Here is a 15,513-nt window from a genome sequence, read left to right on the forward strand (position 1 = left end):
GTGTCATGCGCAAAGGCAATTTACATATTGCCGGCACGGTTTGCAAAATACACACCATGTGGGGAGCGGCCTACCGGTATCATCTTGATGACCTTGCGGGATGGAATATCTATCACGGCTACTTTTTTTATCCAGCGCAATGTGGTCCACAGGGTTTTGCCGTCATCGCTGACTTCCATGCAATCAGGTCCGCCCGGCACCTGGATGTTGCCGACCATTTCCAGTGTCTGCTGGTCAAGGATGTTAATTTCGTTGGATGTGCGGTTAGACACAAAGATATGACGCTTGTCACCCAGGGCGCGGAAATTATGCGTACCCTCGCCCGCCTTGATTTTCTTGACAGTTTTTTGTGCACGCCAGTCTATGACTTCGACATAATTACTACCCATGATACCAACCAGCAGGTATTTATCGTCCGGCGTCATGGATATACCCGCTGGCAATTTACCAACAGGAATAGTCCATTTGACTTTTTGGGTTGCCAAATCAATGGCCGACACCTGGTCGCTACCCTGCTGGGTAATAAAGACGGTGGTGCTGGCAGCATCAAATGCCATATGACTAGGCAACTTGGCCAGAGGGACGCGCTGCACCAGCTTCATGTCCTGACCGTCATACTTATAAAAATCGACGCGATCCAGGCGCAAAGAATTAGACACAAACCATTTCTGGTCCGGCGAAAAACCAATTTGGTATGGGTCAGCAACGTCTTTCATGCGGCGTTGTATCTGGCCGGTTTTAGGGTCCAGAAACACCAGCTCATTGCCAACTGCATTCGCTACAATCAGGGACTTGTTGTCTGGTGTGGCCATCAGGTGATGCGGTTCCTTGCCGACAGGAAACGTGCTGATTTCTTTATAACTTGTCTGGTCCAGCAAGCTGACTGTGGCGTCACGTGAATTCAATACCACGACGACATTAGCCTGGGCAGAGAATGCGGTAAAACTCGAAAACAAAGAAAATGCCAAAGACGACAACGAAAAACGACTACGCATGAAAGAAACCGCAAAAATTAAATTGAACAGGCATTTTACAGCGCTTGACAATAAGGAAAGGGCTTTCCTTTCATTGTTTTTCAGATTTTTCGCTAATTTTTCGTAAAATCAAGGCGCACAATACTTACCAAAAAGCAAAACAGGTTAAAAACCGGTAAGAACCTGTTTGCGATCTGTAGCGAGCGTACCAGAAATTTTTGCTCTACAATTGCGCCAGCTTTTTCGATGAAGGAATAGATGGGCTTGTGGCAAACACTTTGCTACCAAATACTTTCTATGTGACAATGTTTTTAATCTGGCACAGAAACGCCTGAACACATCCCAGACCGAAAAAGCAGGGCAGCAGAAAAAGCCCTGTCAGCCTGTACCTGAAAACGAAAAACGACAGGCGTTTAACAACGTTCCACCAAGGAAAAATAATGAGCACAATCACAACAGTCAGCGGTCTGCAGTATGAAGACAAAGTCATCGGCGAAGGCGCAGAAGCGCAAGCCGGTCAACATGTCGATGTCCATTACACAGGCTGGTTGCAAAACCCTGACGGCAGCGCAGGCAAAAAATTTGATTCCAGCAAAGACCGTGGCCAACCATTCTCTTTCCCGCTGGGCGCTGGCCATGTGATCAAGGGCTGGGATGAAGGCGTACAAGGCATGAAAGTCGGCGGCACCCGTCTATTGACAATCCCTTCCAGCCTCGGTTATGGCCCACGCGGTGCTGGTGGTGTCATTCCTGGCGGTGCAACTTTGATATTTGAAGTGGAATTGCTGGGCGTTTAATTTGCCGGCGTCCCCTGCCCTGACAGCATGACAGAGGCAATCAAACCCGGAACTGGTGTTACGGGTTTGAACCACTTGCTCAGGCTCGCATCTTACTCTATACATCCAGCTACCTTACCTTACGCTGTTGCCAGCAAGCCCCCCCTGTAAATCACGGCTCTGCGTCAAACACGCATCTTGCACAGATATATTATCAGACGGTCATGCTAAAATAGTATCAACTGCATCTTGCCCGGCAAAATTTGACCTATCTGAACAGGGAACAAACTCTGATGAAGTCACACGCACCAGCGCAAAAACAAGCTGAATTACGTTCTGCCGGGCCCATCACGCAGCGTGAGACGACACAAGCAGCTCCCTTGATCGACAATCGCCCAACATCGCTAATGCAGCGCCGCCTGCAAGACATGGCAAATCACAGCCCCAGGGCAATGCAATTGCAGGCTCTGCAACAGGGCATGAACAACAGTCCGCAGTCCTTGCAAATGCAGGCCAGAGCGGGGGTCATACGAGCGGCTAAAGCCAGCAAACCGGGTAGTGCTCAATTTACGTCGGTTGCAAAGCCAGTGATACTCCCCATTGCACAGCCCATCGTACAGCGAGTTATCCATAAAAAGAAAACTGCTATATCCGAAACATATGTCAGAGCCCCAAGAATCACCAACATGACACCCAGGCAAGTCAAAGCCTACATGAACTCGGTAAAACATTATGTCATCGACAGAAGTACCAATACGCTGGTGGAAGTGAAAGCGCCTGGTGCTGCCAAGCAGGTATCGCCCTTTGTCGCCGCACACGAAAGAAAATCACGGGCAGCCAGAAGAGAAGCTTTGAGCATCAGCAAGGTAAGCCAGAAACGTGTCGCTGGCATATTCAAAAGATCAAAAAACATACTGAAAAAAGCCAGAATCACGAAAGGCAATCACGTATATACACTGAACCGCAGACTGCGCCGCATCTACAATAACGACATCGACACCACCAGCACTTCCAAGTTTTATACCAACTTCCAGTTGGGCGGTGTCAATTTTTCTGTCAGCATCGCCAATCAAAGCAATATTCAGAGTTTTAAAGACATGTTGGCCGTCACCCATGTATCACTGAAAGGAACGGGCGGCAAAAGCAGTTATGCCAGCATCGTGGAGACCAGTGGCTACCCTACGTTGCAAGGCAATAGCCCGCACTTCAAGTTCCTGTATGCACTGGAAGCGTTGCGCAATTCACAATTCATTGCGCCCTTAATGTTAAAAAATGACCAGGTTAACAATGGCAATATTACTGGTGAAGATGCGATAGATCCAACGGTGTATGGCACGCATGAGTTAATAGGGGCAGCAGGTCAATCGCGTGATGAACTGGCAAACCAGCGGGCCAATAGCACCAGTCGCCTGCTGGATGCGGTTGATGACAACGATGGACTGAAAGACCAACTCTTAAACAAACCACAAGAATTTCAAGATGTGTGCGAGCAGACCTGCCTGATGATGTAAGCATGGGTCAGACTGGTTTTTCAAATACCGTAGTGCACTAATCAATAAGCAAAAGCCAGGACAAGCCTGGCTTTTTTACAACAATTTTGCTGAATGCAGCTTATTCCTTAATGAAATGCTCACGATAGTATTTCAACTCTTCAATGGATTCCAGAATATCGGCCAGGGCAGTATGCTTTTGGTGCTTTTTGAAGCCGGATGCCAGTTCTGGCTTCCAGCGACGGCACAGTTCTTTCAGGGTCGATACATCCAGGTTGCGGTAGTGGAAGAAGGCTTCCAGCTTGGGCATGCCACGTGCCATAAAACGGCGGTCCTGGCAGATGGTATTGCCGCACATGGGTGACTTGCCTGCGGGTACAAAGGCTTTCAAAAAGGCGATCAGCGCGGCTTCTGCATCGGCTTCGGTGACGGTAGAGGCTTTCACACGGTCGATCAGGCCAGAGCGGCCATGGGTGCCTTTGTTCCAGTTATCCATCTTGTCCAGAGTTTCGTCGGACTGGTGGATGGCAAATACCGGGCCTTCGGCCAGGACATTCAATTGCGAATCAGTTACCACGATCGCCACCTCGATGATACGATCAGTATCTGGGTCCAGGCCAGTCATTTCCATGTCCAGCCAGATCAGGTTTAACTCGTTAGGGCGGGCCGGAATATTGGTGTTTGTTTGAATGTCGGTCGCTTGTGACATAATTCTTCCTTAGCTATTACTTATCGAATGTCACATTTTCCCATGATTTCAGTCATTTTTTCGGTTTTATTCGTTTCCTTCCTGCTATTGACACTGGTTTTTCAGTTCTGGCTGGCTTCCCGTCATATCCGCCACATCCTGCGCAACCGTGCTGCCGTGCCTGCACAGTTTGCTGAAAAGATCAGCCTGGCGTCCCATCAAAAGGCCGCCGACTACACCATTGCCAAGACCAAGATGGGCATCGTCATGCAGTTAGTGAATGCATCGGTGCTGATCGGTTTTACTCTGTTTGGCGGCTTGCAATGGCTGTCAGTGACCCTGGTCAAGCTCACAGGACCGGGCATGCTGTACCAGATCAACCTGCTGATTGCCTTTACCGTCATCAGCGGCATCATTGAATTTCCATTCAGTTATTACTCGCAATTTGTGCTGGAAGAACGCTTTGGCTTCAACAAAATGACCCTGGGCCTGTTTTTTAAAGACATGCTGACCAATACCCTGGTGAGCGCAGCCTTGGGCTTGCCCTTGATCTGGGTGATTTTGACCCTGATGGAAAAAGCCGGCAGCATGTGGTGGTTATATGCCTGGGTGTTCTTTGTCGGCTTCCAGTTGCTGGTGATGCTGATTTTCCCTATCGTGATTGCGCCGCTGTACAACAAGTTCTGGCCGCTGGACAATGAAGAAGTGCGTGAACGCATAGAAAACCTCAGCAAACGTGTGAGTTTCGCCCTGAAAGGCATTTTCGTCATGGATGGATCAAAACGGTCTGGCCACGGCAATGCCTATTTTTCTGGCTTTGGCGGTGCCAAGCGCATCGTGTTTTATGACACCCTGCTGGAACGCCTGGCCCCGAATGAAATTGAAGCCGTGCTGGCACATGAGCTGGGACATTTCAAGCTCAAACACATCGTCAAGCGCATGGCTGTCATATTTGCACTGTCACTGGCATTTCTGGCGATACTGGGCTTTTTGAAAGACCAGGTCTGGTTTTACACCGGCCTGGGTGTCGACCCCATGCTGCTGGCCCGCAATGATGCCATGGCACTGATCTTGTTCATGCTCAGCTTGCCAGTGTTTACCTTTGTATTTTCACCGTTGAGTGCCATCACCTCACGCAAACACGAATTCGAAGCCGATGCCTTTGCCGCCAAACACACCAATGCCAATGACCTGGTCACAGCCCTTGTCAAAATGTATGACGACAATTCATCGACCCTGACGCCCGATCCTTTGCATTCGGCGTTTTATGACTCACATCCTTCTGCCTCGGTGCGTATCAAGCACCTGCTGGTGGCACAATAACGGAGACACCATGATCAAGAACACAGACTTGCTGGCGAAAAAATCCCAGCACACCGAAACCGGGCTGGACGCAGCCAGTCTGCCCGGCTATTTTGCAGCAACCCCCGGCTGGACCCAGGATGGTGAGCGCATCGTCAAAACCTACCAGTTCAAGAATTATTACGAAACCCTGTCCTTCATCAACGCGATTGCCTATGTCATCCATGCGGAAGACCACCACCCGGAACTGGTCGTCACCTATAACCGCTGTGTCATCAAGTTTGATACGCATACCGTGAATGATGGCAAGGGCGGCATTTCAGAAAATGACTTTATCTGCGCCGCCAAAATCGACGCCATTTTTGAACAGAGTTTTTCCTGATGGCGCGTGCACAAGCCCTGGTCATTGCCGCGCATGGCCGCCACTATCTGGTGCAGGCAGAGATCGACGGTCAGCAACACAAACTGCATTGCGTCACCCGTGGTAAAAAAAGTGATGTCTCGGTAGGTGACGTAGTTGAATATGCGCTGACATCCAAAAACCAGGGCGTGATCGAAGCCATCACTCCGCGCAAGACTTTGCTCTACCGTTCTGACCAGTACAAATCCAAGATGCTGGCAGCCAACCTGACGCAATTGCTGATCGTGGTCGCCACCGAACCCAGCTTTACCGATGACCTGGTTTCGCGTGCGCTGGTAGCGGCAGAATCGTCAGGCATCAAACCGCACCTGATCCTGAACAAGGTTGACGTCACCGCTTCCCTGCCCAAGGCACGCGAACGTGTTGGCCTGTATGCCGCCCTGGGTTACCCCGTACATGAAGTATCCGCCAAGACCGACCCCGAAGGCACGCGCCTGCTGATGCAAAAACTGATGCAGGGACAAAGCACTATCCTCATCGGCCAGTCTGGTATGGGCAAATCATCGCTGATCAATTTGCTGATACCGGATGCAGAAATCGCCACCCGCGAAATCTCTGCCGCACTCGATACCGGCAAGCACACCACCACCTTCACCCGCCTGTATCACATGGATGACAATTCCTATGTGATCGATTCACCCGGCTTTCAGGAATTTGGTCTGCACCACCTCAGCGAAGGCATGCTGGAACGCGCCTTCCCCGAATTCTTGCCCCACCTGGGCAAATGCAAGTTCTACAACTGCCACCACCACACCGAACCCGGCTGCGCCATCCTGGCCGCAGTCAAAGACGGCAGCATCTCCACCATGCGGCACGACATGTTTGAACAACTGGTGCATGAATCGAAACAGACGGTGGGGTATTAACAAATTGTGTTAGTTGACCCACCGGGCGTGGAGTAGCACCACCAGTATTTCGATACAAACTAGAGATCATTACTTAGCCATGTTGCACTGCCCTGCCCCACAAATAACTCGATTATTAATATGAGCTATACGATAGAAATTTTTGCAACACCGCTACCGCAAAATAGGCAGCAAGCATTGACCCAGGCAGAGCAAATCAAAGAAGCCTACCTTCAGGAAGCAGGCAAGATACATCCAAGCCTACGCAAGTTATATATGCAACTGGCCAAGCAATACCCTTGTCTATCCAGTTACGACGAGAATGATCAGGATCTGGATGACTGCCCTTGGTCAGATGGCCCCTTAATCAATAATTTTGGTTCAGAAATGGCCATGCTGGGTATTAGCAATCACCAGGACGAAGTATTGGCTTATGTGCTTGTATGCGCTGGCAAGCTGAACCTTACAGTTATTGATACGCAAGAAGGCGTGATCTACGCGCCCAATGACGCGCAGGCAACCCAGTTCATCCAAAAACAACAACAGCTTGCCGCACAAAATCGCCCCTGGAGTGAAAAGACGGCCAGAGACACAGTTTTAGGATATGTAGAACCATTGTTGGCAAGGCATGGCTTTGTTTTCAAGAAAAGTAAGTCAGCTTTTGAGCGAAACTTTGATGGAGGGAGTCATTTGATTGTATTTGTTACCTATAACTACAATCCTACATTTAGATTTTCCTATGCCATGTCTGTTAATCTTGACGCTGTGAGTGATCTGGATAAAAAGATTTACGGACCTGAATCAAGTTGCACTACCATGCATTTGGGTAGCAGTTTTTTCACTGGAACAAATGCCAAGCCTGGCGTAACGAATTTTGAAGAATTTCCACCTTTGTTGAATGAATTGACGGTACAGTTGGAGGAAAAAATTTTACCATTTCTGGATCAATGTCGTGACATTGTAGGCGTCGATCAAAAAATGAATCCATCAGTTTTACCCGGTTGCGATCAAGGTCACCAAGTTGAGTATCGTGCATTGTCAGTCGCCTGGCTTGCCAACAATACGGACTTTCAGCGTTTGGTGGATTATTATCGTAACTATGTCAAAGGATATTCTCAAGGATACCGCGATCATCTTGAACAGGCGATCAGCTATTTACTACAGCACAAAAATGAAGGATGAATTCCAGTTGAATGCATATTCTGTGTAGTCGTTTCGGTCTGCAGATCGCGCTCTCAAAAATCAAGAATTCCGGTATCTATGGGTCGTCGCTGCAAATGCTGGCGACAACCGTGCCATCTTTATGCCCCATACCGACAATTCAACCAACTCTGAACGGCAGGCAAACACATTTCACATCCGATTCAAAGCGCACAACACGCCAATCATTTTTTTTGCTCCACAGCCTTCCTGAGCTCAAATCCCCAATTCATTATTTCCTCCTGCAATTCGACTTCTTTATGGATGAAGTCTTGTACTTTCTTTTGGTGCATTTTAAAGGCGGCAAGGTCATCAGCATCGACAAAGACTATTTCACCATTCTGGATATGCCATTTTTCCTTATTTATAAGCAAGCCTCGCATACTATCCATTTCGCCTAATATCTCGTCCCTGATCTTCTTTTCCTGGGCGACGCGACCAGCCGTTTTCTTTACCAGCACATCCCAAATTGCCCGAATTTCGGGTTTCCTGGAGGCGTCAATGTCGAGCATATCGATCCGGGCAGGGTTGCCCTCTACTGTCTTGACAAATGTGTGTTCGCATTTCTGAAAAATACTTTTTCCTTTTTCGACAATCTCATTCGTTTCCAGTAGTTCTTTATCCTTACTCAGCCGCTCTGGATCTGCGACCATCCCCCATTCCGCATCATCCAGGTCATTCACGAAGTGACGTTGTATTTCAAACGCCCCATCAAAAATGCTGTAAAGGTATTGTTGGGCTATTGCGGTTTCCTGCTCAATTCTTCGAACTTCATTTTGTTTTTTTTCAAATGCAGCTACCTTTTGCTTAACCTCGGCAGCCATAGCAGCAATGGATGCCCGACTATCTGTACCGAGCTTTTCACCAAAAATCAAAGCCAGTGCGGTGAAAAAAAACACCGCGTTAAAAGAAATTCCAATTCGCTTTTTGTATATACCAACAATCTGCATCAGTACGACCAACAGAACTAATTCAGCCAGGTAATTTTGAAAAAATGGTGAATCACCTGCATCAATGAAACCATAATAAGCAGCAGATAGCGCCCCCAAAAAACAGATCAGGACCAATGACACAAACCATACCCTGTCCATTTTCTTGATATGGGCGGTTTTACGGTCTTCTTCCATACGGTGTATCTTTCGTGATGAGATTTCAGGTCAGCAGTTTGCCCAAATGCTTATTCGCTGGCAAGTCGGTCACGTCATATAAATGTGGAACACTCTTGCTCAAGCGACGCAAGAATACTCTGTGCAAAGCGCAACGGAAGGTAGACGGCTACAATGACCGCACATATTCAATCATCTTAATGAAATGCCGGACAAATTTTTCACGGAGCAAGGAATGCAATTTAAGGGAAAGAAAATCGTCCTCACCGGTGCCAGTCTTGAAGGTTTTGGTGGCACCCTGACCCTGTGCTTTGCCAGGCTGGGGGCAGAGTTGTTCATTTCTGCGCGCACGCTGGAGAAAGCCAAGGCTACGGCAAAAGCGGTGAAAGCCGTGGTACCGCATGCATTGATACATACCTTTCAGGTCAACACATCCAAGCTTCAGGATATCAAAGACTGCGCCAGCGCAGTTGCGCTGCTGACGCCCTGTGTTGATATCCTCGTCAACAATGCATCTTACTGGCTGGCCGGTGACATCCATAGCGGCAGCGATGAAGAAATCGCCGAAACCATCAGTTCCACCCTGAATGGTGTGATTTACATGAGCAAGTATTTCCTCCCTTTGCTACTGCAGTCGGCATGCCCTGACATCATCAACATGAACGGCTCCCCGGCCTTGCCGGGTGTTATTCACCCAACTGCACATGAATCCTTTGCTGCCGCCAAGGCAGCGCAAGCCACCTTCATGGATTATTTGCGCGCCCGTTCACGCGGTACTGGCTTGCGTATTTGCTCCATTTTTCCGCCGAACTTCAAGAATATCTCGGCCTTTGATGATGACGAATGGAACGCCACTAAAGAAGCAGGAAAAACCGCCAATGATTATTTAACGGCCAGAAACGTCTATGAAACAATCCTGTTTGCTCTGAATCAGGACCGTATCTGTAGTGTGGACCAGATTGTTCTCAGCAATAACAGCCCGGAAAATTGATTCCTTGTGACCACTGTGGCATGATCTATGTGAGTAACAGGCAGGTACAGTTTCTGTAATATCAGGCGCACAGGGCCACAGGGTTTTAATCAGGTGTGGCATGTTAGATTTTATTTTGATGATGGAAATATAAACAACTAAATATTATCAAATTTTTCCAACTTGTCGCCAAGCCCTTTTGTAAAAAGCCATGCCACATAAGCAGGATTGTGCGCTAAACATGAGCCAATTTCAGATGCAAATTTTTCAAAAAAATTGGGGGGAATTTGAGTGCAAATCAACAGACCGGACAATTAAAAGCTACGGAAATGTGAGTCTGCAGCCCTCCTTCGTACCATTTTTCTTAGTGTTTCGATAGCCAGTCGTATATGCATTGCCAAGTTAGTGTGACACTGACCTATTTAATTTTCTATGGATATGGATTTTCGAGGTGATTGACTGAATGTTGGCGCAATTCATTGGCGCCCCCCCAAAAAAAAGCCCAATCCAATTTGTCTGATTGTTTACCCGGGACGTATCTTCATCAAGACTCCGGCAATAGTGACGGAAAATTCCAAATATTTATACACGTTCTCATTTACTGTTTTAAATTACAGGCGTCACTAGAATCGAGAATGGTCTAGATGGCCCTCTGGTCGTGGCGATAAAAGATATGGGGGCTCAAGGCAAGTGCCAGGCCATAGACCAGGGCTAACTGCGCAGAGCCACTTTGGCTGCTGTGAAATAGCGCTCGCTGACGGGCAGGTTTTGACCACATTGTAGAACTAGTACGTGGCCTCCCTCTGGCGTCTGGCGCAATCCCGTCATCTGGTCGCGTCGTACCAGGATGCGTCGGTGGATGCGTACGAATTCTTTGGGATCGAGATACCGCTCCAGTTCTGCCAACGTACTGCGATGCAGCAGGGTGCGTTCTGATAGATGCAGCTCGACATAATTGCCAGCGGTTTCTATCCACTGCACGTCAACCAAAGTGATTCGGTCCATCCGCCCGACTGACCGCACCACCAGTTCGCTCCAATAGCCAGGCGTGGGGGTGATAAATTGGCGTAGAGCCTGGGCATAGGCCGTACGCTGCTCAAGCAATTTGCTCGCACGTTCCAGCGACTGCCATAAACGGCGCTCGTCGACAGGTTTAACAATATAGTCGAGTGCATGAACATCAAACGCATCAAGAGCGTGGCCACGGTGCGCGGTAACAAAGACGATCAGCGGCGGCAAGGCAATGTGGCTTAAGTCGCGCACCAGTTCCAACCCTGATTCCACTGGCATCTGCACATCCAGCAGCAGTACGTCAACGCTGCCTGTCTTCAGATAGGCGCGAGCAGCCGCGGCACTGGCACATTCTCCTGCCAGTGTCCAACCGGGCAGTGCTGCCAGTGCTAACCGCAGGTTTGCGCGCGCATGTGCTTCGTCATCAACAATCAATACTTTTAGAGGCGCGCTCATTCCGCAACTTCCCAAGGAATGCATAACTCAGCGACGAAACGGCCAGCCACGCGGGCTGCCACCAGCGATGCCGAGTTACCATAGGCCAGATTCAAGCGTGCCCTGATGCCGCGCAAGCCAATTCCCAACCCTGCTGCAGGCGCTGCGCGGTGCCGAATTGGATTACTGACATGCACAATTAAGCAGCCGCCATTACGGGCAAAGGTGACTGTGATATCACTGGTATCTTCGTGGCATTCGAGGTCGTGGCGAAGTGCGTTTTCGACCAAGGGTTGCAGCAACATCGGTGGACACTCGATGCCTGCCTCCAGTAGATGTTCGCCTTCAATGCGAACCAGCAGGCGCGGTCCAAAGCGCAAGCGCTGTAAGTCCAGATAATCGTGGACGAACTGCAATTCCTGTTTTACTTCGACCCAATCGCGCTCGCTGCTTGACAAGGCATATTGCAGCAAGTCGCCAAGACGAGTCAGCCCGTCCAGCGCCAACGGTTTATCGTCTGTACGGACCATCGCGCCTATGGCACTGAGCGTATTGAACATGAAATGCGGTTCCAGCTGTCCACGCAGCGCCGCAAGCCTCTGTCGTTCCAGCGATAATCGAACCTCCGCTAGCTCGCGGGTCTGCTGTTGGCGCTGACGCCAGAGCAAGCCTGCCACCACAACACCAAATGCCATTGTTAACAATACAAAAACAACAAACCATTCGAATTTTCCCATCGACAGCCAGTAATGCCAGGCGTTCTCCAGTATTGGAGCTAAGTCGAACTTGAAACATCGTCTGAATGCAAGCCCCAGCATCGCACTGGGCCAACATAAGAAACAATAAACTATGTAACCAGCAGCGATACGGCGTGGTGTTGCCAGAAGGTCTGGATACCGCTGGTAAATCATGTATAGCAGGTAGCTTTGCACCATCATCACGACATAGCCGCACCACCAGCCTAGCGTCATCAGCCAGTAGCTGCGCGTATCACCATCGTGAGCGGCGTCACCGTACGTGGTAATCCCGGCTAGCGCACATAGCAAGGTCCAAAGTGCAAAGTTGATTATTAGGGCGCGCAGCCAGGTTGGAAAGGGAAGCGAAGGATTCATTGTGGATAAGTATAGCAGCTCTATTCCCGCGCTAATCCCTACTATGCCAGCGTTCATCACTCTTTTCATGACAGCATGGTTTCTTTGTTAAACAATCGCTCTTTTCATTTACTACCACCATAAGCAATGCTTGGTGCAGTTCATATAAGGAAAAGAGCTTTATGATCGAAAACAAGGCAGCCATTCGCCTAACCGGACTGGATACTCTACGCGCTGTAGCGATCGTCTTTGTATTGGCATACCATTACATGGTGGTAATCAGCGGCAAAGATACATTTGGATTTGTGACTGACATCGGCTGGGCGGGTGTCGACCTGTTCTTTGTGTTGAGCGGATATCTAATAGGGAATCAGATTCTCTCATCGCTTGGGCAGGGAAAGAAATTTTCCATAAAAACATTCTATATGAAGCGTTTGCTAAGAACGTTACCAAACTATTATTTTATATTGGCAATCTATTTTATTTTTCCTGCTGAATTAGGTGGGAAGGAGACGGCTTCGATATGGCAGTTTTTGACGTTTACGCAGAATTTCGGCCTTCGCCCTGGCCAAACCTTTACTCATTCATGGTCGCTCTGCATCGAAGAGCAGTTCTATATTATTTTACCCGTCATCGCGCTCTTGCTTGCCGGTCTTAAAGGATCAAAAAAAATCACGTGGATTATAATTTGCACCACAGTGATTGCTGGTATGGTAGTCAGAGGAACTACTTGGTTCTACAACGGCAAAGACGCGATCGATAGTTATAGCTACTATGAGCATATCTATTATTCCAGTTTTTGCCGCTTCGATGAGTTCCTGCCTGGTGTGGCAATTGCCATGGTGAAAAATTTCCATGTCTCGACCTATTCAAAGCTCATGCAAAGAGGAAATTTACTGTTTATCATTGGTTTATTGGCGACCGGAACGATGCTGTATTTATTCCATAATTTTTCCGGAACACCGATTTATGGATATGGTTTTTGCATCACCACGTTCGGTTATCCATTGCTGGCGACAAGCTTTGCAATGTTGACGCTTTCGGCACTAAGCACTAATTCGGTATTGCACCGAATGCGAGTGCCTGGTGCGGCAAGTATCGCCTTATGGTCATATGCAATTTATCTTGCGCACAAGCCGATATTTAAATTGGCAATTTCTCCATTGAGCGCGATGGCGATCGACACAAATTCGGTTTTGGGAATCGGCATCATCATGACTTCAAGCGTTTTAGGGGGGTGGCTACTATTTCGAATAGTCGAAACACCATTCATGGTCTTGCGCGCGAGGGTGTATTCGCTCAACCTTTCTAATGAACAAGTAGCATCGCGTCCAGAAGGAGAGGTTCTTAAACAAAGTGGAGCTGCATAAGCGGAAGGTCGTTGGGTAACTAGAACTCATTTCATAAATAGGGATGAGTGCGAGCAAGGCGATTCGGGATGCAGTGCAAGGCGTAAGGTGTGTACCCTGCGCAGCTAAGGCTTGTGCCTTAGCAAGCGCGACGTAACAACCTCGCGCAGCAATGCGCCCGCGAAGTGTCAATGCGGCCAGCTCCCGGAGGGTTTGCCTCATAACGCGTGCTGGACTGCAAGGTGTGAACAATTCGACTCGTTGTCAATAGACCCGCTATTGACTGCCTCGTCCCCTTGCAGGGCGCATGTGCGCTGGTAAGCGCACATCGTACGCAGGCGTGCAGCATGCTGCACGAAACCCCTGCTTTACCCTTGCCAGCGCACGTTATGAGGCAAACGCATCTCACCCCTATTTATGAAATGAGTTCTAGGAATTTGAACTGGCGCCAAGTCAGTTGTTTGCACGTATTAGGCCCGACGAGTATTGAGGCAAGACATCGACAAAACGAGCCAGAATAAAAAGGTTAGCAGATTTTTGAAAGTTTTCCGATCCTGAGCATGCGAACCAATCCCATGATATGCCCGGTTATGCTAAAAGACTGTGATGCCGATTTCTTCGTTTGGTTTGGTTGTTGCATTAGGGTGCATTGACATATTTTTAGGCAGTCACCCTATCCCTTTGCACTTCAAAAATCCTGCACTGCATCAAGTCTTTGGCGCAAATGACGCCAGCCATTTTTTTTCCGTTGCGGACAATGGTTTGGGCAGCATGCGTTCCGGAACTTCCCAGACGACTACTTTGGGGGCCTGGGTTTTGAATTCGTTGCTGTTCAGGTAGGCATAGGCGGCACCGTCGAAATCACCTCCATCCTTGGCCAGGTTGGCGACCGGTGACCCCAGATGCTGGCTGAGGAAGGGTGAGAAATTCGAGGCGCGGCTGAAAGACGTACCCACCAGTGCCACAGGTGGCAAACCGGCATCGCCAAACAGGTCATCACTGGCGACGGCAACCGGGGCCACTTTGCTGATCTGTGTGACTTCGGTTGCAGGGCGTATCCATGCGGGCAAGCCTTCGAGGTTGGAGACGCGCATCAGGTCGCCAGAGCGTTCCACCCTGGACGATTGTATGGCTTTGGGGTCAGGAGCATCTTTGGGTTTATCCACCAGGTTCAGCGCCTGCAAGTGTTCTGCCAGGGCTTTGGCGGCAGCGTTGGAGCCATACTCATTCCAGTGTGAATCGCTGCGGTAATAGCGTTCTTCCGTCGCGGCAGCCAGTGCCGGTGTAAAGTCCAGCGCATCGACCTTGCTGTCACTTAGAATTCTTACCCAGTCGTCCACACGGGTGGCAAAGCTGGCGGGGCGATGCAGGCCGCACAAATGATCATGTTCGATGCGTGTCTTGTCAGGCACCACGGCAACAACAAGTTTAATGCCGCGTTTTTGCAAATCGCTGGCAGTCTGGGTGATGATTCTGGCCCTGGCAGCGGCATTGTCTGCGGCATTGGCAAAGGGGGTCAGTTCATCCGTTAAAAACAACCAGCCATCGCAGCCCTTGCGCACTGATACGCCGGTATCACCAGCCAACAGCCAGGTCACACCACGTTCGATTTTTGCAAATGGTTTGCTGAGCATGAAGTAGCTATTCAATTGCGCAGAAAACTGACGTGTCGCTTCGCCATCCAGCAGACGTTTGGGATTGTCTATACCTGCCCATCTTTCAGTGGGCACGGCATTCAACGAAGTCTGGGTCACAATCAGGCCACCGAGTATGATGGCGGCAAAAGCTGTCACCGGCAAGAAGCGGGTCCAGCCAGCTTTTTTAGGATCATAGTTAAAACATTCACTCATGATCG

At 49.2% G+C, this 15,513-nt stretch carries 14 protein-coding genes; 8 read left to right on the forward strand and 6 right to left on the reverse strand.

The window, feature by feature from the left end:
- Nucleotides 1-20: 20 nt before the first annotated feature.
- Nucleotides 21-995 (reverse strand): YVTN family beta-propeller repeat protein, encoded by a 975-nt coding sequence (locus AC1RVX_RS07000; RefSeq protein WP_493215850.1) that lies wholly within the window; start codon nucleotides 993-995, stop codon nucleotides 21-23.
- Nucleotides 996-1,414: 419 nt separating this feature from the next.
- On the opposite strand from AC1RVX_RS07000, the gene AC1RVX_RS07005 reads away from it, so the two are divergent.
- Complete coding sequence (locus AC1RVX_RS07005; protein ID WP_493215851.1) at nucleotides 1,415-1,771, forward strand: FKBP-type peptidyl-prolyl cis-trans isomerase; 357 nt, start codon at nucleotides 1,415-1,417, stop codon at nucleotides 1,769-1,771.
- Between the two features lie 272 nt (nucleotides 1,772-2,043).
- Nucleotides 2,044-3,261: a hypothetical protein gene (locus tag AC1RVX_RS07010; protein ID WP_493215852.1), complete on the forward strand. Its 1,218-nt coding sequence runs from the start codon at nucleotides 2,044-2,046 to the stop codon at nucleotides 3,259-3,261.
- Between the two features lie 100 nt (nucleotides 3,262-3,361).
- Here AC1RVX_RS07010 and orn read toward each other — a convergent pair whose 3' ends face one another.
- Nucleotides 3,362-3,949 carry an oligoribonuclease gene (orn, locus tag AC1RVX_RS07015; RefSeq protein ID WP_493215853.1) on the reverse strand — a complete coding sequence of 196 codons (588 nt, stop codon included), beginning with the start codon at nucleotides 3,947-3,949 and terminating at the stop codon, nucleotides 3,362-3,364.
- A gap of 42 nt (nucleotides 3,950-3,991) precedes the next feature.
- On the opposite strand from orn, the gene AC1RVX_RS07020 reads away from it, so the two are divergent.
- From AC1RVX_RS07020 to AC1RVX_RS07035, 4 genes are all read left to right on the forward strand, one after another.
- Nucleotides 3,992-5,251: a M48 family metallopeptidase gene (locus AC1RVX_RS07020; protein ID WP_493215854.1), complete on the forward strand. Its 1,260-nt coding sequence runs from the start codon at nucleotides 3,992-3,994 to the stop codon at nucleotides 5,249-5,251.
- Nucleotides 5,252-5,261: 10 nt separating this feature from the next.
- On the forward strand, nucleotides 5,262-5,612 hold the full coding sequence (locus AC1RVX_RS07025; protein ID WP_493215855.1) for a 4a-hydroxytetrahydrobiopterin dehydratase: 351 nt from the start codon (nucleotides 5,262-5,264) through the stop codon (nucleotides 5,610-5,612).
- On the forward strand, nucleotides 5,612-6,517 hold the full coding sequence (gene rsgA, locus AC1RVX_RS07030) for a ribosome small subunit-dependent GTPase A (RefSeq protein ID WP_493215856.1): 906 nt from the start codon (nucleotides 5,612-5,614) through the stop codon (nucleotides 6,515-6,517). The genes AC1RVX_RS07025 and rsgA overlap by 1 nt, the downstream gene beginning before the upstream one ends.
- 120 nt (nucleotides 6,518-6,637) lie before the next feature.
- A complete protein-coding gene (locus AC1RVX_RS07035; RefSeq protein ID WP_493215857.1) occupies nucleotides 6,638-7,678 on the forward strand; it encodes a hypothetical protein in 1,041 nt (346 codons plus the stop codon).
- 203 nt (nucleotides 7,679-7,881) lie between these two features.
- On the opposite strand, the gene AC1RVX_RS07040 is transcribed toward AC1RVX_RS07035, so the two are convergent.
- Nucleotides 7,882-8,823, reverse strand: a complete 942-nt coding sequence (locus tag AC1RVX_RS07040; protein WP_493215858.1) for a hypothetical protein — start codon at nucleotides 8,821-8,823, stop codon at nucleotides 7,882-7,884.
- A gap of 214 nt (nucleotides 8,824-9,037) precedes the next feature.
- Between AC1RVX_RS07040 and AC1RVX_RS07045 the strand changes: the two genes are divergently transcribed.
- On the forward strand, nucleotides 9,038-9,793 hold the full coding sequence (locus AC1RVX_RS07045; protein WP_493215859.1) for an SDR family oxidoreductase: 756 nt from the start codon (nucleotides 9,038-9,040) through the stop codon (nucleotides 9,791-9,793).
- Between the two features lie 690 nt (nucleotides 9,794-10,483).
- Here AC1RVX_RS07045 and AC1RVX_RS07050 read toward each other — a convergent pair.
- Nucleotides 10,484-11,239, reverse strand: coding sequence for a LytR/AlgR family response regulator transcription factor (locus tag AC1RVX_RS07050; protein ID WP_493215860.1), 756 nt, complete (start codon nucleotides 11,237-11,239; stop codon nucleotides 10,484-10,486).
- Nucleotides 11,236-12,387, reverse strand: a complete 1,152-nt coding sequence (locus AC1RVX_RS07055) for a sensor histidine kinase (protein WP_493215861.1) — start codon at nucleotides 12,385-12,387, stop codon at nucleotides 11,236-11,238. Before AC1RVX_RS07055 ends, AC1RVX_RS07050 begins: the two co-directional genes overlap by 4 nt.
- 104 nt (nucleotides 12,388-12,491) lie before the next feature.
- Here AC1RVX_RS07055 and AC1RVX_RS07060 point away from each other — a divergent pair, with 104 nt between their 5' ends.
- Nucleotides 12,492-13,679 carry an acyltransferase family protein gene (locus AC1RVX_RS07060; protein ID WP_493215862.1) on the forward strand — a complete coding sequence of 396 codons (1,188 nt, stop codon included), beginning with the start codon at nucleotides 12,492-12,494 and terminating at the stop codon, nucleotides 13,677-13,679.
- A 686-nt stretch (nucleotides 13,680-14,365) separates the two neighbouring features.
- On the opposite strand, the gene AC1RVX_RS07065 is transcribed toward AC1RVX_RS07060, so the two are convergent.
- Entirely contained in the window at nucleotides 14,366-15,508 is a 1,143-nt protein-coding gene (locus tag AC1RVX_RS07065; protein WP_493215863.1) for an alginate O-acetyltransferase AlgX-related protein, read from the reverse strand.
- Nucleotides 15,509-15,513: the final 5 nt, after the last annotated feature.

It is taken from the genome of Undibacterium sp. GW821-FHT11B02, from assembly GCF_058808955.1.

Excerpts from the sequence above, each read along its gene's own strand:
- AC1RVX_RS07000 (WP_493215850.1), bottom strand. The coding sequence starts at position 995 with ATGCGTAGTCGTTTTTCGTTGTCGTCTTTGGCATTTTCTTTGTTTTCG.
- AC1RVX_RS07005 (WP_493215851.1), top strand. The coding sequence starts at position 1,415 with ATGAGCACAATCACAACAGTCAGCGGTCTGCAGTATGAAGACAAAGTC.
- AC1RVX_RS07010 (WP_493215852.1), top strand. The coding sequence starts at position 2,044 with ATGAAGTCACACGCACCAGCGCAAAAACAAGCTGAATTACGTTCTGCC.
- orn (WP_493215853.1), bottom strand. The coding sequence starts at position 3,949 with ATGTCACAAGCGACCGACATTCAAACAAACACCAATATTCCGGCCCGC.
- AC1RVX_RS07020 (WP_493215854.1), top strand. The coding sequence starts at position 3,992 with ATGATTTCAGTCATTTTTTCGGTTTTATTCGTTTCCTTCCTGCTATTG.
- AC1RVX_RS07025 (WP_493215855.1), top strand. The coding sequence starts at position 5,262 with ATGATCAAGAACACAGACTTGCTGGCGAAAAAATCCCAGCACACCGAA.
- rsgA (WP_493215856.1), top strand. The coding sequence starts at position 5,612 with ATGGCGCGTGCACAAGCCCTGGTCATTGCCGCGCATGGCCGCCACTAT.
- AC1RVX_RS07035 (WP_493215857.1), top strand. The coding sequence starts at position 6,638 with ATGAGCTATACGATAGAAATTTTTGCAACACCGCTACCGCAAAATAGG.
- AC1RVX_RS07040 (WP_493215858.1), bottom strand. The coding sequence starts at position 8,823 with ATGGAAGAAGACCGTAAAACCGCCCATATCAAGAAAATGGACAGGGTA.
- AC1RVX_RS07045 (WP_493215859.1), top strand. The coding sequence starts at position 9,038 with ATGCAATTTAAGGGAAAGAAAATCGTCCTCACCGGTGCCAGTCTTGAA.
- AC1RVX_RS07050 (WP_493215860.1), bottom strand. The coding sequence starts at position 11,239 with ATGAGCGCGCCTCTAAAAGTATTGATTGTTGATGACGAAGCACATGCG.
- AC1RVX_RS07055 (WP_493215861.1), bottom strand. The coding sequence starts at position 12,387 with ATGAACGCTGGCATAGTAGGGATTAGCGCGGGAATAGAGCTGCTATAC.
- AC1RVX_RS07060 (WP_493215862.1), top strand. The coding sequence starts at position 12,492 with ATGATCGAAAACAAGGCAGCCATTCGCCTAACCGGACTGGATACTCTA.
- AC1RVX_RS07065 (WP_493215863.1), bottom strand. The coding sequence starts at position 15,508 with ATGAGTGAATGTTTTAACTATGATCCTAAAAAAGCTGGCTGGACCCGC.